Origin of the sequence: Bradyrhizobium sp. (assembly GCF_036735945.1) — a bacterium.
Classification (GTDB): domain Bacteria; phylum Pseudomonadota; class Alphaproteobacteria; order Rhizobiales; family Xanthobacteraceae; genus Bradyrhizobium.
Genome location: NZ_DAINNI010000005.1, coordinates 94,898 through 116,483, shown reverse-complemented (window position 1 = coordinate 116,483; position 21,586 = coordinate 94,898). Strand labels below are relative to the sequence as shown.

At 65.0% G+C, this 21,586-nt stretch carries 16 protein-coding genes; 8 read left to right on the top strand and 8 right to left on the bottom strand.

The window, feature by feature from the left end; translation table 11 throughout:
* Positions 1–15: 15 nt before the first annotated feature.
* The 3 genes from V7E26_RS03565 to V7E26_RS03555 are packed head-to-tail and all read right to left on the bottom strand — an operon-like array spanning position 16 to position 5,901.
* Entirely contained in the window at positions 16–3,498 is a 3,483-nt protein-coding gene (locus V7E26_RS03565) for an error-prone DNA polymerase (protein ID WP_324413545.1), read from the bottom strand.
* On the bottom strand, positions 3,495–5,219 hold the full coding sequence (locus tag V7E26_RS03560; protein WP_442893348.1) for a Y-family DNA polymerase: 1,725 nt from the start codon (positions 5,217–5,219) through the stop codon (positions 3,495–3,497). The genes V7E26_RS03565 and V7E26_RS03560 overlap by 4 nt, the downstream gene beginning before the upstream one ends.
* Entirely contained in the window at positions 5,110–5,901 is a 792-nt protein-coding gene (locus tag V7E26_RS03555) for an ImuA family protein (RefSeq protein WP_324413542.1), read from the bottom strand. Before V7E26_RS03555 ends, V7E26_RS03560 begins: the two co-directional genes overlap by 110 nt.
* 163 nt (positions 5,902–6,064) lie before the next feature.
* Here V7E26_RS03555 and V7E26_RS03550 point away from each other — a divergent pair, with 163 nt between their 5' ends.
* A complete protein-coding gene (locus tag V7E26_RS03550; RefSeq protein ID WP_324413540.1) occupies positions 6,065–7,303 on the top strand; it encodes a putative DNA modification/repair radical SAM protein in 1,239 nt (412 codons plus the stop codon).
* Between the two features lie 11 nt (positions 7,304–7,314).
* Positions 7,315–8,778 (top strand): UdgX family uracil-DNA binding protein, encoded by a 1,464-nt coding sequence (locus V7E26_RS03545; RefSeq protein WP_324413538.1) that lies wholly within the window; start codon positions 7,315–7,317, stop codon positions 8,776–8,778.
* A gap of 356 nt (positions 8,779–9,134) precedes the next feature.
* Here the strand turns inward: V7E26_RS03545 and V7E26_RS03540 are convergent, their stop codons facing one another.
* Positions 9,135–10,307 (bottom strand): M20 aminoacylase family protein, encoded by a 1,173-nt coding sequence (locus V7E26_RS03540; RefSeq protein WP_324413536.1) that lies wholly within the window; start codon positions 10,305–10,307, stop codon positions 9,135–9,137.
* A gap of 148 nt (positions 10,308–10,455) precedes the next feature.
* A complete protein-coding gene (locus V7E26_RS03535) occupies positions 10,456–11,628 on the bottom strand; it encodes a M20 aminoacylase family protein (RefSeq protein WP_324413534.1) in 1,173 nt (390 codons plus the stop codon).
* Between the two features lie 175 nt (positions 11,629–11,803).
* Here V7E26_RS03535 and V7E26_RS03530 point away from each other — a divergent pair, with 175 nt between their 5' ends.
* Entirely contained in the window at positions 11,804–13,423 is a 1,620-nt protein-coding gene (locus V7E26_RS03530) for a GMC family oxidoreductase (protein WP_324413532.1), read from the top strand.
* Positions 13,424–13,472: 49 nt separating this feature from the next.
* Here the strand turns inward: V7E26_RS03530 and V7E26_RS03525 are convergent, their stop codons facing one another.
* Positions 13,473–14,885 (bottom strand): amidase, encoded by a 1,413-nt coding sequence (locus V7E26_RS03525; RefSeq protein WP_324413530.1) that lies wholly within the window; start codon positions 14,883–14,885, stop codon positions 13,473–13,475.
* Between the two features lie 217 nt (positions 14,886–15,102).
* Between V7E26_RS03525 and V7E26_RS03520 the strand changes: the two genes are divergently transcribed.
* The 4 genes from V7E26_RS03520 (at position 15,103) to V7E26_RS03505 (ending at position 17,787) form a co-directional block, all read left to right on the top strand.
* Entirely contained in the window at positions 15,103–16,041 is a 939-nt protein-coding gene (locus tag V7E26_RS03520; protein WP_324413528.1) for a metallophosphoesterase family protein, read from the top strand.
* Positions 16,042–16,056: 15 nt separating this feature from the next.
* The gene (locus V7E26_RS03515; RefSeq protein ID WP_324413526.1) at positions 16,057–16,380 is read left to right on the top strand and encodes a cupredoxin domain-containing protein; all 324 of its coding nucleotides are present in this window, start codon (positions 16,057–16,059) and stop codon (positions 16,378–16,380) included.
* A gap of 91 nt (positions 16,381–16,471) precedes the next feature.
* On the top strand, positions 16,472–17,032 hold the full coding sequence (locus V7E26_RS03510; RefSeq protein ID WP_324413524.1) for a sigma-70 family RNA polymerase sigma factor: 561 nt from the start codon (positions 16,472–16,474) through the stop codon (positions 17,030–17,032).
* Positions 17,029–17,787, top strand: coding sequence for an anti-sigma factor family protein (locus tag V7E26_RS03505; RefSeq protein ID WP_324413522.1), 759 nt, complete (start codon positions 17,029–17,031; stop codon positions 17,785–17,787). The genes V7E26_RS03510 and V7E26_RS03505 overlap by 4 nt, the downstream gene beginning before the upstream one ends.
* A gap of 257 nt (positions 17,788–18,044) precedes the next feature.
* On the opposite strand, the gene V7E26_RS03500 is transcribed toward V7E26_RS03505, so the two are convergent.
* Both V7E26_RS03500 and V7E26_RS03495 read right to left on the bottom strand, forming a co-directional pair.
* Positions 18,045–19,517, bottom strand: coding sequence for an amidase (locus V7E26_RS03500; protein ID WP_324413520.1), 1,473 nt, complete (start codon positions 19,515–19,517; stop codon positions 18,045–18,047).
* A gap of 41 nt (positions 19,518–19,558) precedes the next feature.
* Positions 19,559–20,626 carry a Bug family tripartite tricarboxylate transporter substrate binding protein gene (locus V7E26_RS03495; protein WP_324413518.1) on the bottom strand — a complete coding sequence of 356 codons (1,068 nt, stop codon included), beginning with the start codon at positions 20,624–20,626 and terminating at the stop codon, positions 19,559–19,561.
* Between the two features lie 59 nt (positions 20,627–20,685).
* On the opposite strand from V7E26_RS03495, the gene V7E26_RS03490 reads away from it, so the two are divergent.
* Positions 20,686–21,582 (top strand): LysR family transcriptional regulator, encoded by an 897-nt coding sequence (locus V7E26_RS03490; protein WP_324413515.1) that lies wholly within the window; start codon positions 20,686–20,688, stop codon positions 21,580–21,582.
* Positions 21,583–21,586 lie beyond the last annotated feature (4 nt).

The window sequence follows — 21,586 nt, the reverse complement described above, 5'->3', positions numbered from 1 at the left end:
GGTCAACTTGCAGGCTTAGTGAAAATCGCGTGACGGCGGCAGGATGCGGACGTCACGCGGATGGCGGATTTTTTGCGCCGGCGTATCGGCATGGTCGCGGCGGTCGTCGTTGAGCGGCTCGATCAGCGCCGGGCCCGCCGGCACCGGGTGCTTGCGAAGCGCGTCGTTGGCGAGGCCGATCAGATCGTGGGAGCGGTCGACCATCCGCTGCGCCACCAGATGCGTCACCTGTTCGGGGCTGCTCTGGATATAGCCCTCGACCAGGATCAGGCGGGCGCCCATCACCTCCTTGCGGTACTGCTCCATCACCTTGGGCCACACCACGATGTTGGCGATGCCGGTCTCGTCCTCCAGCGTCATGAAGACGACGCCCTTGGCGCTGCCCGGGCGCTGGCGCACCAGCACCACGCCGGCGCAACTGACGTGGCGCCGGTCGTTCCTGTGGTTGACGTTCTTGCAGGCGACGACGCGCTCCCTCGCGAACATCCCGCGCAGGAATTCCATCGGATGGCCCTTCAGCGACAGGCGGACCGTCTGGTAGTCGGCGACCACCTGCTCCGGCAGCGGCATCTCAGGCAGCGGCCTGGTGTTCTCGTCGGGCTGCTCGCGGGCGACCGCGGCCTGGAACAGCGGCAGCGGCACGTCGTCGGGCAGCCGCCGCACCGCCCAGAGCGCGGCGCGGCGATCGAGCCCGATCGAGCGGAAGGCATCGGCATCCGCCAGCAGGATCAGTGCGCGCTTCGGCAGACCGGTGTCGCGGGCGAATTCCTCCAGCGAGGTGAAGGGCCGGCGTTTTCGCACGGCGACGATGCGGTCGGCCCAGTCCAACCCGCCGTCATTCCGGGGCGATGCGACAGCATCGAACTCCGATGTGCTATTGCACATCTGAGAATCTCGAGGTTCCGGGTTCGTCGCTATCGCGACGCCCCGGAACGACGATGAAAAACCCCGGAACGACGACTGCATTCGCTTCAACCGCTCCTCATCCTCATCGAGCCAGTGAAAGCCGTCGATCTGGCGGAAGCCGAGCCGCACCGCGTGGTATTTGCCCTCCCCCTCTTCCAGCGTGTTCTGCGCAAAGCTGTAGGACACATCGATTTCGCGCACCTCGACGCCGTTGGTGCGGGCGTCGCCGACGATCTGCGCGGGGGCGTAAAAGCCCATCGGCTGCGAGTTGAGCAGGCCGCAGCAGAAGGCGTCGGGGTGATAATGCTTCAGCCATGACGAGATATAGACGAGCTGGGCGAAGCTCGCGGCGTGGCTTTCCGGAAAGCCGTAGGAGCCAAACCCCTTGATCTGGTCGAAGCAGCTCTTGGCGAATTCGCCATCGTAGCCGCGCGCGATCATGTTGCCGATCATCTTGTCTTCGAACTTGCCGATGGTGCCGACATTGCGGAAGGTCGCCATCGCGCGACGCAGCCCGTTGGCTTCCTCGGAGGTGAATTTCGCCGCCTCGATCGCGATCCGCATCGCCTGCTCCTGGAACAGCGGCACGCCGAGCGTCTTGTGCAGCACGCGGTACAATTCATCCGCCGGACCTTGCCCGGGCGCCGGCGACGGGTAGCTGACTTTTTCCTTGCCGTTCCGCCGCCGCAGATAGGGATGCACCATGTCGCCCTGGATCGGACCGGGACGGACGATCGCGACCTCGATGACGAGATCGTAAAACGTCTTGGGCCTCAACCGCGGCAGCATGTTCATCTGCGCGCGGCTTTCGACCTGGAACACGCCGAGCGATTCGCCGCGGCACAGCATGTCGTAGACCGGCTTCTCGTCCTGCGGGACGGTGGCAAGCTCCCAGCGCTCGCCCTTGTGGCCGGCGATCAGATCGAAGCATTTGCGGATGCAGGTCAGCATGCCCAGCGCCAGCACGTCGACCTTCATCATGTGCAGCGCGTCGACGTCGTCCTTGTCCCATTCGATGAAGGTGCGGTCGTCCATCGCGGCATTGCCGATCGGCACATAGGTGTCGAGCCGGTCCTGCGTCAGCACATAGCCGCCGACATGCTGCGACAGATGGCGGGGGAACTCGATCAACTCGGTCGCGAGTTCGACGGCAAGCTCGACCATCGCATTCTGCGGATCGAGCCCGGCCTGGCGGACCTGCATCTCGTTGAGGCCCTTGCCCCAGCTTCCCCACACCGTGTCGGCCAGCGCGGCGGTGACGTCCTCGGTCAGCCCGAGCGCCTTGCCGACGTCGCGGATCGCGCTGCGCGGCCGATAATGGATGACGGTCGCAATGATCGCAGCGCGGTGGCGGCCGTAGCGGCGGTAGACATATTGCATCACCTCCTCGCGCCGCGAATGCTCGAAATCGACGTCGATGTCGGGCGGCTCCAGCCGTTCCTTGGAGATGAAGCGCTCGAACAGCAGATCGACCTTGGTCGGGTCGACCGAGGTGACGCCGAGCACGTAGCACACGGCCGAATTCGCCGCCGATCCTCTGCCCTGGCAGAGGATGTTCTGGCTGCGCGCATACTGCACGATGTCGTGCACGGTCAGGAAATAATGCGCGTATTTCAATTCGGCGATCAGATCGAGTTCCTTGCGCAGGGTGGCGCGCAGGGTGTCGTCGATCACCCCGCCGAAATAGGTGTCGACCCCGGCCCAGGTGAGGTCTTCGAGATGCTGCTGCGCGGTCTTGCCCGGCGGCACCGGCTCGTCCGGATACTGGTATTTGAGCTGGTCCAGCGAAAACGAGATGCGCCCGGCAAAGCGCATGGTTTCCGCGATAGCCTCGGGCAGATCGCGAAACAGCCGCGCCATTTCATGGGCCGGCTTCAAATGACGCTCGGCATTGGCCTCGAGCCGGCGGCCGATGGCATCGATCGTGGTCTTCTCGCGGATGCAGGTCAGCACGTCCTGCAGCCGGCGGCGGGCGGGATGGTGGTACAGCACCTCGTTGGTGGCGAGCAGCGGCACTTTTGCCGCAAGCGCGATATGATGAAGTTGCGCGAGGCGGCGCCGGTCGTCGCCGCGATACAGCAGGCTGGCGGCAAGCCAGACGCCGTCGGCGCGGCTTTCCTTCAGGCGTTGCAGAATTTCTTGCACGCTGTCAGCGTCAAAACGATGCGGCAGCGCCAGCACCAGAAGCTGGCCCTCGGCAAAGTCGATGAGGTCATCGAACCGCAGATGGCATTCGCCCTTCTCGATCCGCGTGATGTCGTTGCCGCGCTTGCCGCGGGTCAATAGCTGGCAGAGCCGGCCATAGGCGGCGCGGTCGCGCGGATAGACCAGGATGTCGGGCGTGCCGTCGATGAAGACGATCCGCGCGCCGATCAGCAATTTGGGTTTATGGGTGACCTCTGGATTGTCGAGCTCCTTGTAGGCGCGCACCACGCCGGCCAGCGTGTTGTGGTCGGCGATGCCGATCGCGGAAATGCCGAGCCGGCTTGCCTGATGCACATAGGCGCGCGGATCGGAGCCGCCGCGCAGGAACGAGAAATTGCTGGTGATGCCGATCTCGGCATAGTCAGGTATTGGCTTGACGCCTTTCATGCGAACAGCCCGTGCACGAACCATCTGACCGGCGCGGGTTCGCCTTCGTCGTCCGCCGGCTCGCTTTCATAGAGCCCATCGCGAAAGATCCAGAAACGCAGACCCGCTGCATCCTCGATGCGGAAATAATCCCGCGTCGGGCCGTCGCTATTCTGCTTCCACCATTCCATCGCGATGCGTTCGGGCCCTTCCACCCGCACCACCGCGTGCGTGACGCGCCGCCAGGTGAACTGGTGCGGCGGGCCGTCGGGCACGGTCGCGAACGGCACCTTGATCGGCTCCGGCCTGTCGAACAGCCGCAGCGGCCGCAGCGGCGGCTCGGCCTCGATGCGCTCCGGCCAGGCCGCCTGCGCGGCGGCCGCCAGATGATGCTGTGCGGCGACAGCCCGCACCGTGCGTTCAGGGATGTGGGTATCCTCGGGCAGATGCACGACGACGCGCTTGCCGCCGATCCGCGCGGCGATGCGGTCGATCAGCGCTGATAATTCGTCATTGTCATGGATGTTGGCGTCGAGGTCGCGCTGCTGCTGCACCACGATTTCGGTGCGGCTGGCGGAAAGCCTGATCAGATCGAAGCCGAAGCCGGGATCGAGCGGATCGTTGAGCGCCTCGAGCCGCTCGCGGAACAGGCGGTCGATCATCTCCGGCTTGGTTACCGGGCGTCCGGTTTCGACCGATATCGTCCGCACCGCGCCGTCGGTGCGGAAAAATCTCGCTTCCAGCTTGCGCGCGCCCTTGCCCTGTCTGTCCATCGCCGTGACCAACATGGCAGCGAGCGCCGAGAGGTTCATCGCGATCACGGTGTCGGTGGCGATGGGATCGGGAAAGCGTTTCTCGACGATGTAATCCGGCAGCGGCTTTCGTGGGCTGATCGGCCCGTCGCCCTGCCCCAGCGCCTGCTGCAGCAATGCCGTAAAGGACGCGCCGAACCGCGCGGTGATTTCATGCGGTGCGCGCGAGGCGACATCGCCGATGGTCTTGAGCCCGGCGCGGCGCAGGCCGGCGGTGATGGCGTCCTCGGTGCCAAGCGCCGTGACCGGCAAGGGAGCTGTCGCTTCCGCCTCCTCGCCATCGGCGACGATCTTTCCGCAAGCGTGCCGCGTCAGCGTGCGGGCGCAGACCGCGGTAGCCGCGATCGCGGCGCTGACGGCAAAGCCGCGACGGCTCAGCGCGCCGACGACGATCTGCAGCAGCGCCCGCTCGCCGCCGAACAGATGGGCGCAGCCGGTGATGTCGAGATAGAGCCCATGCGGCGGATCGAGCGCCACCGATGGCGTGAAGCGGTCGCACCAGTCGGCGATGTCCTCGAGCGTCTTGCGGTCGGCGACCTCGTCGGCGTCGTACACCGTCAGTTCGGGGCAGATCGCGCGGGCGTTGGCGAGCGGCAGGCCGATCGAAAGGCCGGCGCGGACGGCTGCCTCGTCGAGGGAATGAATCAGGATGGCGTTGTGCTGCCTGATGACGACGACGGTGGGATAGGCATCGAAAGATGCGATGCGGGTGGGGGAAGCTCTCTCCACACGAACAGCAGGACTCGCAGTGAGACCCCCACCCCGCCCCTCCCCCGCGAGCGGGAGAGGGAGCACAGCGGCCGTATCGAGAGAATTCTGCTCACGCGCTTCGTCTGAAAGCGCCATGAGCCGCCGCTTGATGCGGTCGACGGGCAGGCGTGGCAGCCACAGGCTGAGAATACGCCGCCGGTTCGTTGAAGTGACACCCATCGCATTTCCATTCCATGATCCAGCGGCCGACCGGGCCATGACGGTTACGAACGAGTTGCGCGTCGAACACCGGCGCACCCCAGGCATTCCACTGATCCGACGGCGGCGAATGCGCCGCGCGCACAATCCATCTGGTTTCCGCCGTCGAGGGCCGCGGCTCCGCCGCCACCCGCAGCAGCAAGGCGGTGACGCCGGAGGCCTGGGCGGCGAGCGTGAGCTTGCGGCTGGCGACGAGGTCGAGCTGGCGCGCCTCGCCCCAGACTTCCAGCACGACGGCGCCGAGCGCATCGCAGGCCAGCGCGTCGGCCGCCGTGCGCAGCGCGGCGTCGGTATCGGTGGCGCGCACGGTGACGAGCAGCCGCGGATCGAGGCCGAGTTCGCGTAGCCCGCGCATCGACAGCGCGCCGGCTTCGATTTCCGAAAAATCCTGCCGCACCCAGACCAGCGGCCGGCGCGGCGATACCCGTCCCGCGAGCCCTGCGATGAAGCCCGTTGCCGTCGCGCTCTGGTGGCCCTCGGCGAACACTTCATGGACCGCCGAGCGCGCAAGCCCGCCCTGCAACACAGAATCCGCGGCCGCATGGCCGAGCGCAACCTTGTTGAGGTCATGCGCCGCGCCCTGCTCCAGGCGCTCGATGCTTCCGCGCAACGTCGCAAGCGTGTTCGTGCGTGCGGTGCTCATCCGCCGCTCCTTCAGGAAATTGGGCCTTGCCGCTTCTTCCCGAGTGAACCCGCGGCTAGCTCATTTGTTCATGATATGTTCTAATATAAAGCTAACAGGCCACGCCGAGTCAATCGGGATTGTCACTCCGGTGATTCATGAGTGGAATCAAAGGGATTCAATGATGGACGTGCAACGCAAGCTGGAAATCCTGGCCGATGCCGCGAAATACGATGCTTCCTGCGCCTCTTCCGGCACGGAAAAACGGGATTCCAGCGACGGCAAGGGCCTCGGTTCGACCGCGCCCGGCATGGGCATCTGCCATTCCTACGCGCCGGATGGACGTTGCATCTCGCTATTGAAGGTGCTGCTCACCAACGCCTGCAATTACGATTGCCTATATTGCGTCAACCGCACCTCCTCGAACGTGCCGCGCGCCCGCTTCACCGTCGATGAAGTCGTGAAGCTGACGATCGACTTCTATCGCCGCAACTATATCGAGGGCCTGTTTCTCTCCTCCGGCATCATCCGCAGCGCTGATTACACCATGGAGCAGGTGGTGAGCGTCGCGCGCAAGCTGCGCGAGGAGCATCACTTCCGCGGCTACATCCATCTGAAGACCATTCCCGAAGCCGATGACGCACTGATCGCGGAAGCCGGCAGATATGCCGATCGTCTCTCCATCAACATCGAAATGCCCATGGAGAACAGCCTCGCCAAATTCGCGCCGGAGAAGGACGTGCGCGCGATCCGCCGCACCATGGGCCGGTTGCGGTTGAAGCTCGACGAAGCCAAGGAGAACAGCCAGACCGCGACGAAGGCAAAGCCGCCGCGCTTTGCGCCGGCCGGCCAGAGCACGCAGATGATCATCGGCGCTGACACAGCCGACGACAAGACCATCCTCGACACCAGCGCCAATCTCTACGGCTCCTACCGCCTGAAGCGCGTCTATTATTCCGCCTTCAGCCCGATCCCGGATGCCAGCCGCGCGCTGCCGCTTGTCGCACCACCGCTGGTTCGCGAGCACCGGCTCTACCAGGCCGACTGGCTGATGCGGTTCTACGGCTTTGACGCCGGCGAGATCGTCGACGAGGCCAAGGGCATGCTGCCGCTCGATATCGATCCGAAGCTGGCCTGGGCGCTGCGGCATCGCGACCGCTTCCCGCTCAATGTCGCAACCGCCAGCCGCGAGGAACTATTGCGCGTGCCGGGCTTTGGCACCAAGGCGGTCGACCGCATCATCGCAACGCGCCGCCTGACCTCGATCCGCCTCGCCGACCTGGCGCGATTGCACATTCCGCAGAAGAAGGTGCTGCCGTTCATCGTGCTCGGCGATTTCAGCCCCTCGCCGCGCCTGCTCGACGGAGCGGGGCTCATGGAACGATTCAAGCCGAAGGCAACGCAATTGGGATTTGGGTTTTGAGTAGCAACGTCATGCACCACATCACCCTCGACAGCGAGACCGATTTCGACGGCTGGCGCGAGGCGGCGCGGGCGCTGGCGCTGAACGATGTCAGGCCATCCGACGTGAGCTGGCGCGTGGCCGGCGGCGCGCCTGAACTGTTCGAGCCGACGGAACAGTCGCTCGAACCGCCGCACGGTCCGTCACCCCAAGCCACCTTCAACGTCCCGGCCAGATTCGTCGAACTGGCCGAGATCGCGATCTTGCATCGCAATCCGGAACGGTTCGCCCTGCTCTACCGTCTGCTCTGGCGGCTGCGCAGCGACCACGACCTGCTGGAGATCGCGACCGATCCCGACGTGGCCGAGGTCGCCACGATGGCGAAGGCGGTGCGGCGCGACGAGCACAAGATGCACGCCTTTGTCCGCTTCCGCGAAGTCGGCCGCGAGCACACGTCGCACTTCGTCGCCTGGTTCGAGCCGGAGCACCACATCGTCGGGCTCGCCGCCCCGTTCTTCGCGCGTCGCTTCGCCGACATGCCGTGGTCGATCCTCACCCCCGATGTCTGTGCGCATTGGGACGGCCACGCGGTCACGTTCACGCCAGGTGTCGCCAAAAGCGAAGCCCCGACCGCCGACCGGCTGGAGGAGACCTGGCGAAGCTATTACGCCAGCATCTTCAATCCGGCCCGGCTGAAGGTTCAGGCCATGCAGAAGGAGATGCCGCGGAAATACTGGCGGAACCTGCCGGAGGCTTCCCTGATTAAGCCCCTGATCGAAAGCGCGGAACGCACCGCCAGCGCGATGATCGCGAATGAAGCGACCGAACCGCACAAGCCACAGAAACGGCTGGAACCGGCCAACAAGGCGGAAGACATGGCACGCAAACGCGCCGACGATATTGAGGCACTGCGCGAGGAAGCCGCCGATTGCCGCGCCTGCCATCTCTACCAGCAGGCGACCCAGACCGTGTTCGGCGAGGGCCAGCAGACGGCGCGGATCATGCTGGTCGGCGAGCAGCCCGGCGACAAGGAAGACCTCGCCGGCAGACCGTTCGTCGGCCCCGCGGGGCAGATGCTCGACCGCGCGCTGGAGGAAGCCGGCATCGACCGCCGCAAGGTCTACGTCACCAATGCGGTCAAGCACTTCAAGTTCGTGCCGCGCGGCAAGATCCGCCTGCACCAGAAGCCGAATACGCTGGAAATCAAGGCATGCAGGCAATGGTACGAACGCGAACTGGCCGCAATCAAACCCGAACTGGTGGTGGCGATGGGCACCACCGCCGCGCAAAGCGTGCTGGGCAGGATCACCCCGATCAACAGGAATCGCGGGCACCTGATCGATCTCGCGGATGGAACCCGGGCACTGGTGACGGTCCATCCATCCTATCTGCTGCGACTGCCGGATGCCGATGCGAAGGCGCGCGAATACCGCCGCTTCGTCGAGGACCTCAAAATCGCCGCCGATGTGCTGCGAAAATCACTGCGTGCGGCCTGAATCCCGCCAATCCGCTCCTCGCAATTGCTGGTAAAATATAACAGGAAAAATTGACAATTCGATCCACAACCATTAATTGATATAAGACCTAATCGCATTCTCAAGGGAATGTGGGACGTCTGGTCACGCCATGACGCTCCCATATGGTCGACGCGCTGCGCGGTACCCCTCAGCCCCGGCACCGTGCAGCGCTCGACCCACTTCCCCCGTCAAACGCCTCTCAGCATCAGCCTACATCGCTGCTTCGTTCCGGCGCGATGTGCAAACCCAACAGAAAATAACGAAGGCCCGCATTGGAGATACGGGCCTTCTTTCACATGTCATCGAACTTCAGGTGCAATCGAAGTTGAAGAACCTCATGCCGCCGCGAGCTTGTTCTCGACCAGCTTGATCCAGTACGAGGTGCCGTAGACGATCGCTTCGTCGTTGAAATCATAGGCGGGGTGATGGAGGCCGGCGCTGTCGCCGTTGCCGCAGAAGATGAACGCGCCCGGCCGCGCTTCCAGCATGTAGGAGAAGTCTTCCGCGCCCATCAGCGGCGGCATCTCGTGGACGTTCTGCGCGCCGGCGACATCCTTGGCCACCCTTGTGGCGAACTCGGTCTGGTCGGGATGGTTCTTGGTGACGGGATAGCCGCGCTCGTAAACCAGGTCGATCCTGGCGCCGGTCATCCTGGCGACGCCCTCGCAGACCTCGCGCACCCGCCGCTCGACCGTCTCGCGGACCTCGGGGGTGAGGGTCCGCACGGTGCCGCGGAGTTCGGCGGTCTGCGGGATGACGTTTCGCGCGTTGCCGGCGTGGAACTCGCAGATCGAGATCACGGCCGAATCCAGCGGATCGATGGTCCGCGAGACGATGCCCTGCAGCGCGGTGATGAGCTGCGAGCCGACCAGGACGGAATCGATGCACTTGTTCGGACGCGCGGCGTGGCCGCCGAGGCCCTCGATCATGATGTCGATCGAGTCGGTCGCGGCCATCACCGGGCCGGAGCGGATCGCGAAGGAACCGATCGGAATCCCCGGACCGTTGTGCATGCCATAGACCTGCTCGATGCCGAACCGGTCCATCAGACCGTCCTTGATCATGGCGTCGGCGCCGGCCCCGCCCTCCTCGGCCGGCTGGAAGATCACGACCGCATTGCCGGCAAAATTCCTGGTTTCGGCGAGATATCGCGCGGCCCCAAGAAGCATCGCGGTGTGGCCGTCATGGCCGCAGGCGTGCATCTTGCCGGGGGTCTTGGAGGCGTGCGGCGCGTTGGTTTCTTCCTGGATCGGCAGCGCATCCATGTCGGCGCGGAGCCCGATCACGTTGATCTCGCCCTTGCCGGGCTGCTTGCCCTTGATGACGCCGACGACGCCGGTCTTGCCAAGGCCGGTGGCCACCTCGTCGCAGCCGAACTCCCGCAGGCGGTCCGCCACGAATGCTGCAGTGCGGTGGACATCGTAGAGCAGTTCGGGGTTTTCATGAATATCGCGACGCCAGGCCTGAATATCGGGTTGCAGATCGGCGACGCGGTTGACGATGGGCATGGGTTTTCTTGAGCCTCAGGTTTGGAATGCTGGAGCCTGTCTAGCATGCAAGCGGCGGTCCGCCCAATACGCTGCTTCACACTCCCATCCATCCGGGAGATTGCCCGACCGGGGGGTCACCTCCCGAGCGGCGGCTATTCCCTGGGGATCACGCGGCCAGCGTGTTCTCGACCAGCCTGATCCAGTAGGACGTGCCGAACACGATCGCCTCGTCGTTGAAATTGTAGGCGGGGTGATGCAGGCCGGCGCTGTCGCCATTGCCGCAGAAGATCAGCGCACCCGGCCGCTGCTCCAGCATGTAGGCGAAATCCTCGCCGGCCATCAGCGGCGGCATCACCTCGACGTTGGCATCGCCGGCGATCTCGCGCGCTGCCCGTGTCGCGACATCGGTCTGCTCGGCATGGTTGACCGTCACCGGATAGCCGTGGACGTAATCCAGATCGATCCTGGCGCCCGTGGCCAGCGCCACGCCGGCGACGACCTCGCGGACCCGCTCCTCGACCATCTTCCGCACCTCGCTGTTCAAGGTGCGGACGGTGCCCTTCAGTTCCGCGGTTTGCGGAATCACGTTGCGGGCGTGGCCGGCGTGAAATTCGCAGATTGAGATCACCGCCGATTCCAGCGGATCGACGCTGCGCGACACGATCGACTGCAGCGCCGTGATCAGTTGCGCGCCGACAAGAACGGAATCGATGGTGTTGTGCGGCTGCGCGGCGTGCCCGCCACGCCCCTCGATCCTGATCAGGACGGCATCGCCCCCGGCCATGATCGGACCGGGCCGCAATGCGAACGAGCCGATCGGAATGCCCGGACCATTATGCATGCCGTAGACCTGCTCGATGCCGAAACGGTCCATCAGCCCGTCCTTGATCATCGCAACCGCACCCGCGCCGCCCTCTTCGGCCGGCTGGAAGATCACGACCGCACGGCCGGCGAAGTTGCGGGTCTCGGCCAGATAGCGCGCCGCCCCCAGCAGCATGGCGGTGTGGCCGTCATGGCCGCAGGCGTGCATCAGGCCCTTGGTTCTGGAAGCGTAGGGCAGATCGGTCGCCTCCTCGATCGGCAGCGCATCCATATCCGCCCGCAGCCCGATGACCTTCACGTCCCCCTTGCCGGCAGGCCTGTTGCCGTTGATGACGCCGATGACGCCGGTGCGGCCGATGCCGGTAACCACCTCGTCGCAGCCGAACTCTCGCAACCGCTCCGCCACCAATGCCGCAGTGCGGTGCACATCGTAGAGCAATTCGGGATGTTCATGGATATCCCGGCGCCAGGCCTGGATGTCGGGTTGAAACTCGGCGACGCGATTGACGATGGGCATGGAGGTAACCAGCTTTCCGAACTTTGAGCGCTTCTGCCCTGTAGCATGCAAGGGACGGTCCACCCAACGGAACTGAGCGCCGGGGTGCCATCCTGCCATGGCCGGGCTTGTCCCGGCCATCCACGTCTGACTAATAACGAAGCAAGAGGAAGCATCTCAGGCGGAAACTCGAACAATGCCGAAGCGGCTTGAAGGCGATTTCGACTACATCGTGGTGGGCGCCGGAACGGCCGGCTGCATTATGGCCAACCGGCTGTCGGCCGACCCGAAGAAGCGGGTGCTGATCCTGGAGGCCGGCGGCAACGACAACTGGATCTGGTTTCACATCCCGGTCGGCTATCTCTTCGCGATCGGCAATCCCCGTTCGGACTGGATGTTCAGGACCGAGGCGGAGCCCGGCCTCAACGGCCGGTCACTGGCCTATCCCCGCGGCAAGGTGATCGGCGGCTGCTCCGCCATCAACGCCATGATCTCGATGCGCGGGCAATCCGGCGACTACGATCACTGGCGGCAGCTCGGCCTGACCGGCTGGAGCTATGACGACGTCAAGCCGCTGTTCAAGCGCCTGGAAGACCATTTCCTCGGCGAGAGCGAACATCACGGCGTCGGCGGCGGCTGGCGCATCGAGGCGCCGCGGCTGTCCTGGGAGGTGCTCGACGCGGTCGGTGATGCCGCCGAGGAAATGGGCATCAGGCGCATTCCCGATTTCAACACCGGCGACAATGAGGGCGTGAGTTATTTCCACGTCAACCAGAAGCGCGGCCGGCGCTGGTCCTCGGCGCGCGGCTTCCTCAAGCCGGTTCTCGACCGCGCCAACCTGCGGCTGGAAAAGAACGTGCTGGTCGACCGCCTGATCGTCGAGAACGGCCGCGCCGTCGGCGTGCGCTTCCAGCAAGGCAATGAAGTGGTCGAGGCCCGCACCAGGGGCGAAGTCATTTTGTGCGCGGGATCGATCGGCTCGACACAGGTGCTGCACCGCTCCGGCATCGGACCCGCCGACTGGCTGTCGCCGCTCGGCATCGAAATGGTGCTCGACAAACCGGGTGTCGGGCGCAATCTGCAGGACCATCTGCAGCAGCGCGCGATCTACAAGGTCGAGGGCGTGCGAACGCTGAACGAGACCTACTGGTCGCTGATCCGGCGCGGCATGATGGGGCTCGACTACGCCTTCCGCCGCCGCGGGCCCCTGACCATGGCGCCGTCGCAGCTCGGCATCTTCACCCGCTCCGATCCGCGCCGCGCGCGCGCCAACATCCAGTTCCACGTCCAGCCGCTGTCGCTCGACAAGTTCGGCGATCCCCTGCACCGTTTCCCCGCCATCACCGTCAGCGCCTGCAATCTGCAGCCGACCTCGCGCGGCACGGTGCGCATCCGCTCGGCGAAGCCTGATGAAGCGCCCTCGATCGCGCCGAATTATCTTTCGACCGACGACGACCGCCAGGTCGCGGCCGATGCGATCAGAACCACGCGGCGGCTGATGCAGCAGAAGCGGCTCGAGCGCTACCACCCGCAAGAATATCTGCCTGGCCCCGGCGTCGGCGACGACGAAACGTCATTGGCAAAGGCCGCCGGCGATATCGGCACCACGATCTTCCACCCCGTCGGCACCGCGAAGATGGGCACGGCCAACGATCCGATGGCCGTCGTCGACGAACGGCTGCGCTTTTACGGCATCGGCGGCCTGCGTGTCGTCGACGCCTCGGTGATGCCGACGATCACGTCAGGGAATACCAACACGCCCACGGCGATGATCGCGGAGAAAGGGGCCACGATGATCCTGGAGGATGGGCGCTAGGCCTTTTGCTCCCGCGCCGCCGAACCAGCCGCGACACGCCGGACGCCGTTCAGCGCACCGGATCAATCGGCGTAGCCAAACCGAGACGCGCCTCGATCGCCTCGGCCGCCTCCAGGCACAAATCCTCCCGAAGCCGGCGGCCGGTGACGAGCACACCGATCGGCAGGCCCGTCGCCTCATCGCGGCCAGCCGGCACGCAGGCCGAGGGCAACCCCAGCACGTTGGCGGGGACCACCGGCCGCATCAATTCCATGGTCGCCGCGGTGCCTTCGGGCGCGGCCGAGTCAAAGCCGTGCGCGAACGGCAACTGCGTCCAGGTCGGCGACAGCAGCAGCGGCCTCTCCGCCATGAAGGTCGACCAGGCGCGCGCGACGCCATCGCGTTCGACCATCAGGTGCGACCACGCCGTGGCGTCGGCCAGCGGCGGTACGCTCTGGTTGGCGGTGTTGAGGAAGGCGACCGCGTCAGCACCCATCATCGGCTGCAACAACCCCAGCACCGAATTGAAGTCGCCCATGATGAACCGCGCCCAGCAGCTGATGGCGTCTTCGTATCGCGGCGGGCAAACCTCTTCCACGACGTAGCCGGCATCGGCCAGCGCCTGCGCCGCGCGGCGCACCGTCGCTGCGACCTGCGGATGCGTGCTTCCACCGGGCGGCTCGGCCACCACAGCCACGCGGATCGGCCGGCCCAATGATTTGCCTTCGAAGGGAGCATCGATAGACCACGGATCGCGCGGATGCGCGCCCATCAGCACACGCAGGCCAAGGCGTACATCGGCCACGCGACGGGCCATCGGGCCCTGCACATTCATCAACTGCACGGCCAGCAGATGGTCTTCGACCGGGATGTAACCTGCATCAGGCACCCGGCCGGCAGAAGGACGGATCGAGGCGATGCCGCAAGCATTGGCCGGGTTGCGCAGCGAACCGCCGATATCGTTGCCGAGACCGATGGGACTCATGCCGCTGGCGAGCGCAGCCGCCTCGCCGCCGCTCGAGCCGCCCGCGGTACGCTCGGGATGCCAGGGATTTCGCGTGAGCCCATGCAACGAGCTCGTCGTGTGAATGCGCAGCGCCATGTCAGGCAGATTGGTGCGGGCAATCGGTATCGCGCCGGCGGCGCGCATTCTCTCGACAACCGGCGCATCGACCGGCGCCACCGCTTGCGCCAGCGCCGGCACGCCCCACGTCGTGGGCAGGCCGGCCATGTCGATGTTCTCCTTCACCGTGAAGGGCACTCCGTGCAAGGGGCCCATCTGTTCGCCGGCGGCCAGCATTCGATCTGCAGCGACCGCAGCGGCGCGGGCCTCATCCGCCAGCACCCGCACCACGGCGTTCAACGCCGGATTGACGGCATCGATCCGCGCCAGATGCGCATCCACCACCTCCGCTGAACTGAGCTGCCGGTCTGCAATGCGCTGCGCCAATTCAGTCGCTGAGAGTTGCCAAATCTCGGTCATCGTGAACTCCTGCATGGCCCGCATGGCCGTACACAACCATCCAGCGCCATGCCAGCGGATGCAAGGCAGGTTTGATTGCAACCGCAATAGAGCATGGTCTCTTTCGCTCACGAAAACGTCATCCCCTGCGACCGCTGACGCCGGACTTCCGGGAATAAACCCCGCCCCGCCCGATCACGTCCCTGCAAGCCCAATCACGGGCTCAGGGAGATTTGCCATGAGCGATCACGACCATCACGATGACGGCGTCAGCCGGCGCCGCGTGCTGGAATGCATGACCTGGGCAGGCACCGGCGTGCTCTGGACGGTTGCGGGCGGCGTGCCGCGTTCGCTCGGCATTGTCGATTCAGCGCAAGCGGCCGAGCCCGCCGGGATGACGTTCCTGCAGATCAGCGACAGCCATGTCGGCTTCGACAAGCCGGCCAATCCCAATGCGATCGGGACGCTGGAGGAAGCGATCAACAAGGTCAGGGCGATGCCGAAGAAGCCGTCGTTCATGATCCACACCGGCGACATCACGCATCTGTCGAAGGCCAAGGAATTCGACGACGCCGACCGCATCATCTCGCAGGCCAAGCTCGACGTGCATTACGTGCCGGGCGAGCACGATTTCATCGACGAGGAAGTCAAGCTCTACAAGGAGCGCTATGGCCGCGGCACCCAGGGCGCCGGCTGGTATTCGTTCGACGCCGGCGGCGTGCACTTCGTCGGTCTCGTCAACGTCGTCGACCTCAAGGGCGGCGGCCTCGGCAATCTCGGCAACGAACAGCTCGACTGGCTGGAGAACGACCTGAAGGGACGTTCAAAATCCACGCCGGTTGTGCTGTTCGCGCACATCCCGCTGTGGACGGTCTATCCGCAATGGGGCTGGGGCACCGAGGATGGCGCGCGGGCGCTGGAATACGTCAAGGGCTTCGGCTCGGTCACCGTGCTGAACGGCCATATCCACCAGGTGATGCAGAAAGTCGAGGGCAACGTCACCTTCCACACCGCGCGCTCGACCGCCTTCCCGCAGCCGGCGCCGGGCACGGCCCCCTCGCCGGGACCGATGAAGGTCGAGGACAGCAAGCTTCGCAGCCTGCTCGGCGTCGCCAGCATCAACTTCAAGCAAGGCGATCAGCGTCTCGCGATCATCGACGAACCGCTGCAGGGCTAACAGGGAATCACCGCAATGCATTCGATCAATCGCCGCGACTTCAGCCTGCTCGTGGTCGCGGCCGCGCTGCTCCCGGCCGGCACCGCGCACGCCGAGGATATCGCTGTTCATATCGACAATTTTGTATTCGAGCCGGCCCAGCTCACGGTGAAGGTGGGCCAGACCGTGACCTGGACCAACCGCGACGACATTCCTCACACCGTGGTGTGCGCCGGAAAATTCAGGTCGAAGACCATGGATACCGACGGCACCTTCTCGTTCACGTTCACGTCAGCGGGCGAATACAAATATTTTTGTTCGCTGCATCCGCATATGACGGGGGTGGTCAAGGTTGAGTAGCGTGGCAAACCCAGGCATCACCCCCCTGCCCGGCCGGTGGACGACGCCCGGCCGGGTAGAATCCTGTTCTGCAGCAGCCGGGCAAAAAGCGATGCCGATCAAAGCATCCGAACAAGATCCCGAAAAGGCGCGGCGGTTTCGCGAGGCCGCGCTGCCCTATCTGAACGACGCCTATACGCTGGCGCGCTACCTGCTTCGCAACGCCGCCGACGCCGAGGACGCGGTGCAGGAATGCTATTTGCGGGCGTTCAGGCATTTCGACAGCTATCGTGGCCCGGCGATGAAGCCCTGGCTGTTTGCGATCCTGCGCAATGTCTGCCGTGCCGAATATGCCCGCCGCGCCGCGACACCGACCAGCGCGGTCGAGGACGTGCCTGAGAGCGCCGAGCAGACGCCGCTGTGGCACGAGGCCGAGCAGACGCCCGAGACGCAGCTACAGCGCCGCTGGGACTCCGATACCATCCGCCGCCTGGTGGCGGCGCTGGCCGAACCGTTCCGCGAGACCTTCGTGCTGCGTGAAATCCAGAACCTGTCGTACCGCGAGATTGCCGATGTCGCCGAAGTGCCGGTCGGCACCGTGATGTCCCGTCTCGCGCGCGCCCGCGCCATGCTGCGATCGGCGTGGCTGGCGGAAGAGGAGCAACAGAAATGACCTGCGACGAGGCTGAAGTTCTGCTTCACGCACTGATCGACGGCGAGCTCGACGCCGGACACGCGCGCGAGGTGGAAGACCATATCGCCGATTGCCCGCGCTGCGCGGCGGCGCTGCGCGATTATCGCGAGATGAGCAAGGCTATCGCGGAAGCCGGGGTGGCGTACACCGCCCCCGCCGCCCTGCGTCAGCGGATCGAGGCGGCGTTGCCGCAGCCGCGCCAGGCACCGAACCGCCGCGCCGTGCTGCGCGGTTTTGCGATGGGCTCGGCAGTATCGGCTTTGGCCGCGACCGGCCTGGTCGCGATCGTACTGCGCAACGACGATATCGAGCGCATCCAGTCGGAGGTCGTATCGGCGCATCTGCGTTCGCTGCAGGCCGGACACCTCACCGACGTGGTCTCCACCGACCAGCACACCGTCAAGCCGTGGTTCAACGGCAGGCTCGACGTCTCGCCGCCGGTGATCGACCTCACCGCACAGGGCTTTACCCTGATCGGCGGCCGGCTCGATTATGTCGACGCCCGCGCCATCGGCGCCGTGGTCTATCGCCGCCGCCAGCACGTCATCAACCTGTTCGTGTCGCAGACATCGAGCACCGAACGACGCGCGGCGAAGACCGACACGATCCAGGGCTTCAACATCCGCCACTGGAGCGATCGCGGGCTCAACTTCTGGGCGGTCAGCGACATCGCAAAGGACGAGCTTGCGGATTTCAGCGAGAAATTCGAGAGCGCGATGCGCTCACCGGGATAGCGCAGCGCGGGTGCGCTGATGCACCCGCCCCTGCGCAACAGGCATCAAGCGACTTTCCTTATCGTGCCTTGCGATGGTGGCGTGGCGCGATCTGCTGTCGGTCGCGCGACGGCCCAACCTCGCTGTAATGGACATAGGCGTTCGGCAGAGCTGTGCGCGCGAGGCGCAGCGCTCTGAACCGGGGAGGATAATCGTCGGCCCGCCCTGACGAATAATCTCACTGATCCGCCAGCTCTTCCGACGTGTTGCGTCAAATCTCAAGCTGAAAATCTGCCGGGCGGAGCAACGAAGCGCCTCCAGCCTTTTTCAAGCAAGCCGGCAAAGGCGATCGTCGTCTTGTCCGCATATTGGGCTCCCATGATCTGCACTCCGATCGGCAAGCCATCGGATGCAACGCCGAGCGGCGCGACGCTGGACGGCAGCAGATACAATCCGGCGATGCCGGCCCAGAACATTTGATCTGTCTGGGGCACGGCGTGGCCATTGACCTCGATCGAGCGTTGCCAACGCTCGCCGCGCTGGTCGTGCTTCTGCGCCGGGCTGGCGGCCGGGGGGCAAAGAAACAGGTCCCACTCCGAAAAAAAACGCGACCAGACGCGCCGCATCCGATGCCGTGTTTCGTTGGCACTGAGGAATGCGCTGTGCGACATGCTCAGGCCGCGCATGGCGTCGGCGTAGTAGCTGTGATCGTCGCCAGGCAGGTTCGCTGCTTCGTGTCGCGCCTTCGCGGCAGCGGCCGGATCGATGCGGGTGCTGGTGGTTGCGCGCAGCATCTGAATATAGAGACTGTGGCCAAGGGTCAGGTCGAAGTCCGGTCGGGCCTCGAAACTAACGATTGCGCCTTCGCGCACCAGGAACGAGCCCAACTCGTGCAGGGCTGACACGATCGAGGTATCGACCTCGGACAATGGATGGTCGGTCATGATGGCGACGCGTAGCCCGCGGAAACCGGCGACGCGCGGCGGCGGCAAATCCAGTCTCCATGCCGCGTCGATCGCTTCCGGCCCGGCCATCACGTCAAGCGTCGTCATGAGATCGCCGGCCGAGCGAGCCATCGGCCCGATGACCGAGATGTCGGCGGCCGCGACCGCGCCGCCGAGGCCATGCCCGAACGGCGGGCAAATGCCCCAGGTCGGCTTGTGACCGAACACGCCACAGTAATGAGCCGGATTTCGGATCGATGAGCCGATGTCGCTGCCGACCTCCAGCGCGCAGAAGCCGGCCGCAAGCGCAGCCGCGGCCCCGCCCGATGATCCACCGGGAGACAAGGCAAGGTCCCAGGGATTGTTGGTCGTGCCGTAGATCGGATTATAGCTTTGATAGTCGGTGAGCATCACCGGCACGTTCGTCTTGCCGAGGATCACCGCACCTGCTTCGATCAGGCGATCAACGGCAAGCGCATTGGCCGAAGCGACCGAGTTTCGAAATCGCTCGCTTCCCCATGTTGTGGGGAGGCCCTCGACGTCGAAGCTTTCCTTGACCGTCATGGGGACGCCAAACAGCGGTATGGGGGCCTCGCCGCCGGTCTGGTCCAGAGCGAAGGCGCGCCGGCGTGCCCGCTCGAAGTCGCGGACCACGACGGCGTTGGTCAGATCATCCAACCGCTCGATCCGTTCGATATGGTGGTCGAGCAGTTCAAGACAACCGATTTTTCGCGCACGCGTGAGGGCCGCGAGCTCCAGGGCCGACTTGAAGTGCAGGTCCACAGCGCTCTCCGCAACAAAGCTCAAGACGTCTCGCTGCGTTACCCAGGTCGGGTCGTGGCAATCGTTCAATCAGGCTTGAGCGCAGCCTTTTGCAGCACCGGGGACCAGCGGCGATGCTCTGCCTCGATCAGGTCGGAAAACGTCGCCGCCGCGAGCTGGGCTGGGAGCAAGCCGAGCGCGTGAAGCCGGGATGCCGTAGCTGCGTCGTCCATGACGGCCTGAATTTCCCGCGCGAGGATCGCCGAAACTTCCGCTGACAGACCCCGTGGGGCAAACAATCCCATCCAGGATTCGCATTCGGCGCTCTTGAAGCCCGCTTCGGCAAGCGTCGGCGTCTCCGCCAACGCGTCGGTGCGACGGGCCGCCGTTCCGACGATCGCGCGCAGGGCGCGGTCGCTTACCTGAGGAGCGAGGATGGTTGGCCCGTCGATAATCAACTGTACGTCGCCTCGGATGGCCGCGGTAAGCGCCGCCGGTCCGCCGCGAAACGGGACGACGGTCGCGCTGAGCCCTGTTTCCTGCATCATCAGCACGGCCGCGACGTGCGGCGGGGAGCCGGATGCCGGGACGCCAAGCATGAGCTTGCCGCTCTCGCGCTTCGACAGATCGATCAACTCGGACAGCGAGGCGGCTGCAACCGATGGGTGGCTGGCGAGGACAAACGAGGAGGTGACCAGACGGGCGAGCGGCAGCAGATCCCGGCGCGGGTCGTAGGCAAGGCTTGGGAAGACGTAGCTGTTGAATACCGCTTGCGAAATGGTCCCAAGCCCGAGCGTGTAGCCATCCGGCGCGCTTCGCGCCAACTCCTGCATGGCCACGATACCGCCGGCACCAGGACGATTGTCGACCGCGATCGGCTGTCCAAGACGCCTGGCGAGCGCTTCGCCCACGACTCGCGCCAGCGCATCAGGCACGGAGCCGGCAGCGGCCGGGACAATCAGCCGGATGTTTCGCGTTGGCCACCCCTGAGCCAAAGACGGTGTCGCGACGGTCAGACCGATGCCGGAGGCAAGCGCGCCGGCGATCGCAGCTCTGCGGCTGATGGTTGGCTGCATGTGGGCCCCCTGTAGATGACGCAGGCAGGTTAGCCAGCGCTCAAGGGCCGAAAAAGATCGAAGTTCGAACTTGATCATTTCCGTTTTGCGAACAATCGTGAAGCCCCGCGCGCCCGCCGCAAAGGGGGATACACCAGGTGGACAAGCTCAAGGCTATCAAGTTCTTCTGCCGCGTCGCGGAGACCCGCTCTTTTGCCGCGGCGGCCAAGGACCTCGACGTGGTCCCATCCGTCGTCTCGAAAGCCGTCGTGCTGTTGGAGGCGGAGGTGAAGTTTCGGCTGCTCAATCGCACAACGCGACGTGTCTCGCTGACCGAAAACGGCGCCGTGTATTACGAGCGCTGCAAACGGCTCGTCATGGAGCTGGAGGAAGCGGAGATCATGACCCGCGCGGGCATGGATCGACCGACCGGGCGGCTCGTCGTCGGGGTCCATCCTGCCATCAGCCGAGTCGTGATGGCCCGTTCGGCGGATTTCATTTCCGACTTTCCCGGGATTGCGCTCGACACGAACGTGACCAGTTCGGTCTCGACCATGATCGACGACAAGCTCGACGTACTGATCGCGGTGGGTCCGATTAATTCGTCGGGCCTCGTCATGCAGACGATCGGAAGGACGAAGCTCTCGGCCTTCGCCTCGCCGGTCTATCTGCAACGCTTTGGCCGTCCCGACGCGCCGGACGACCTAGTCGATCACCACATACTCATTTCAGGTCGGCGCGATAGTCCGCCCTATACGCGATGGACGTTCAGCCGGGACGGCAGGCAGGAAACGATCTTCGTGACGGCAAACATCATATGCCGCGAGGGAGTACACATCCAGGAGGCCTGTCTGAGCGGGGCGGGAATCGCGCGGCTATTCGATGTCTCGGTCAAGGATCACGTCGGCAACGGCGCGCTGAGAGCTATTCTGCCGAGTTGGTCGCTGGGAGACATGCCGATAGCCGCCGTGTATCCGAGCCGCGACAGTATCTCCGCGAAGGTCAAGGCTTACGTCAGGTTCGTTCGCTCAGTGCTCGCCGCGGGAAGCCGATAAGAAC

Excerpts from the sequence above, each read along its gene's own strand:
- V7E26_RS03510 (WP_324413524.1), top strand. The coding sequence starts at position 16,472 with ATGCCGATCAAAGCATCCGAACAAGATCCCGAAAAGGCGCGGCGGTTT.
- V7E26_RS03525 (WP_324413530.1), bottom strand. The coding sequence starts at position 14,885 with ATGACCGAGATTTGGCAACTCTCAGCGACTGAATTGGCGCAGCGCATT.
- V7E26_RS03555 (WP_324413542.1), bottom strand. The coding sequence starts at position 5,901 with ATGAGCACCGCACGCACGAACACGCTTGCGACGTTGCGCGGAAGCATC.
- V7E26_RS03565 (WP_324413545.1), bottom strand. The coding sequence starts at position 3,498 with ATGAAAGGCGTCAAGCCAATACCTGACTATGCCGAGATCGGCATCACC.
- V7E26_RS03505 (WP_324413522.1), top strand. The coding sequence starts at position 17,029 with ATGACCTGCGACGAGGCTGAAGTTCTGCTTCACGCACTGATCGACGGC.
- V7E26_RS03560 (WP_442893348.1), bottom strand. The coding sequence starts at position 5,219 with ATGGGTGTCACTTCAACGAACCGGCGGCGTATTCTCAGCCTGTGGCTG.
- V7E26_RS03535 (WP_324413534.1), bottom strand. The coding sequence starts at position 11,628 with ATGCCCATCGTCAATCGCGTCGCCGAGTTTCAACCCGACATCCAGGCC.
- V7E26_RS03550 (WP_324413540.1), top strand. The coding sequence starts at position 6,065 with ATGGACGTGCAACGCAAGCTGGAAATCCTGGCCGATGCCGCGAAATAC.
- V7E26_RS03495 (WP_324413518.1), bottom strand. The coding sequence starts at position 20,626 with ATGATCAAGTTCGAACTTCGATCTTTTTCGGCCCTTGAGCGCTGGCTA.
- V7E26_RS03530 (WP_324413532.1), top strand. The coding sequence starts at position 11,804 with ATGCCGAAGCGGCTTGAAGGCGATTTCGACTACATCGTGGTGGGCGCC.
- V7E26_RS03515 (WP_324413526.1), top strand. The coding sequence starts at position 16,057 with ATGCATTCGATCAATCGCCGCGACTTCAGCCTGCTCGTGGTCGCGGCC.
- V7E26_RS03520 (WP_324413528.1), top strand. The coding sequence starts at position 15,103 with ATGAGCGATCACGACCATCACGATGACGGCGTCAGCCGGCGCCGCGTG.
- V7E26_RS03540 (WP_324413536.1), bottom strand. The coding sequence starts at position 10,307 with ATGCCCATCGTCAACCGCGTCGCCGATCTGCAACCCGATATTCAGGCC.
- V7E26_RS03545 (WP_324413538.1), top strand. The coding sequence starts at position 7,315 with ATGCACCACATCACCCTCGACAGCGAGACCGATTTCGACGGCTGGCGC.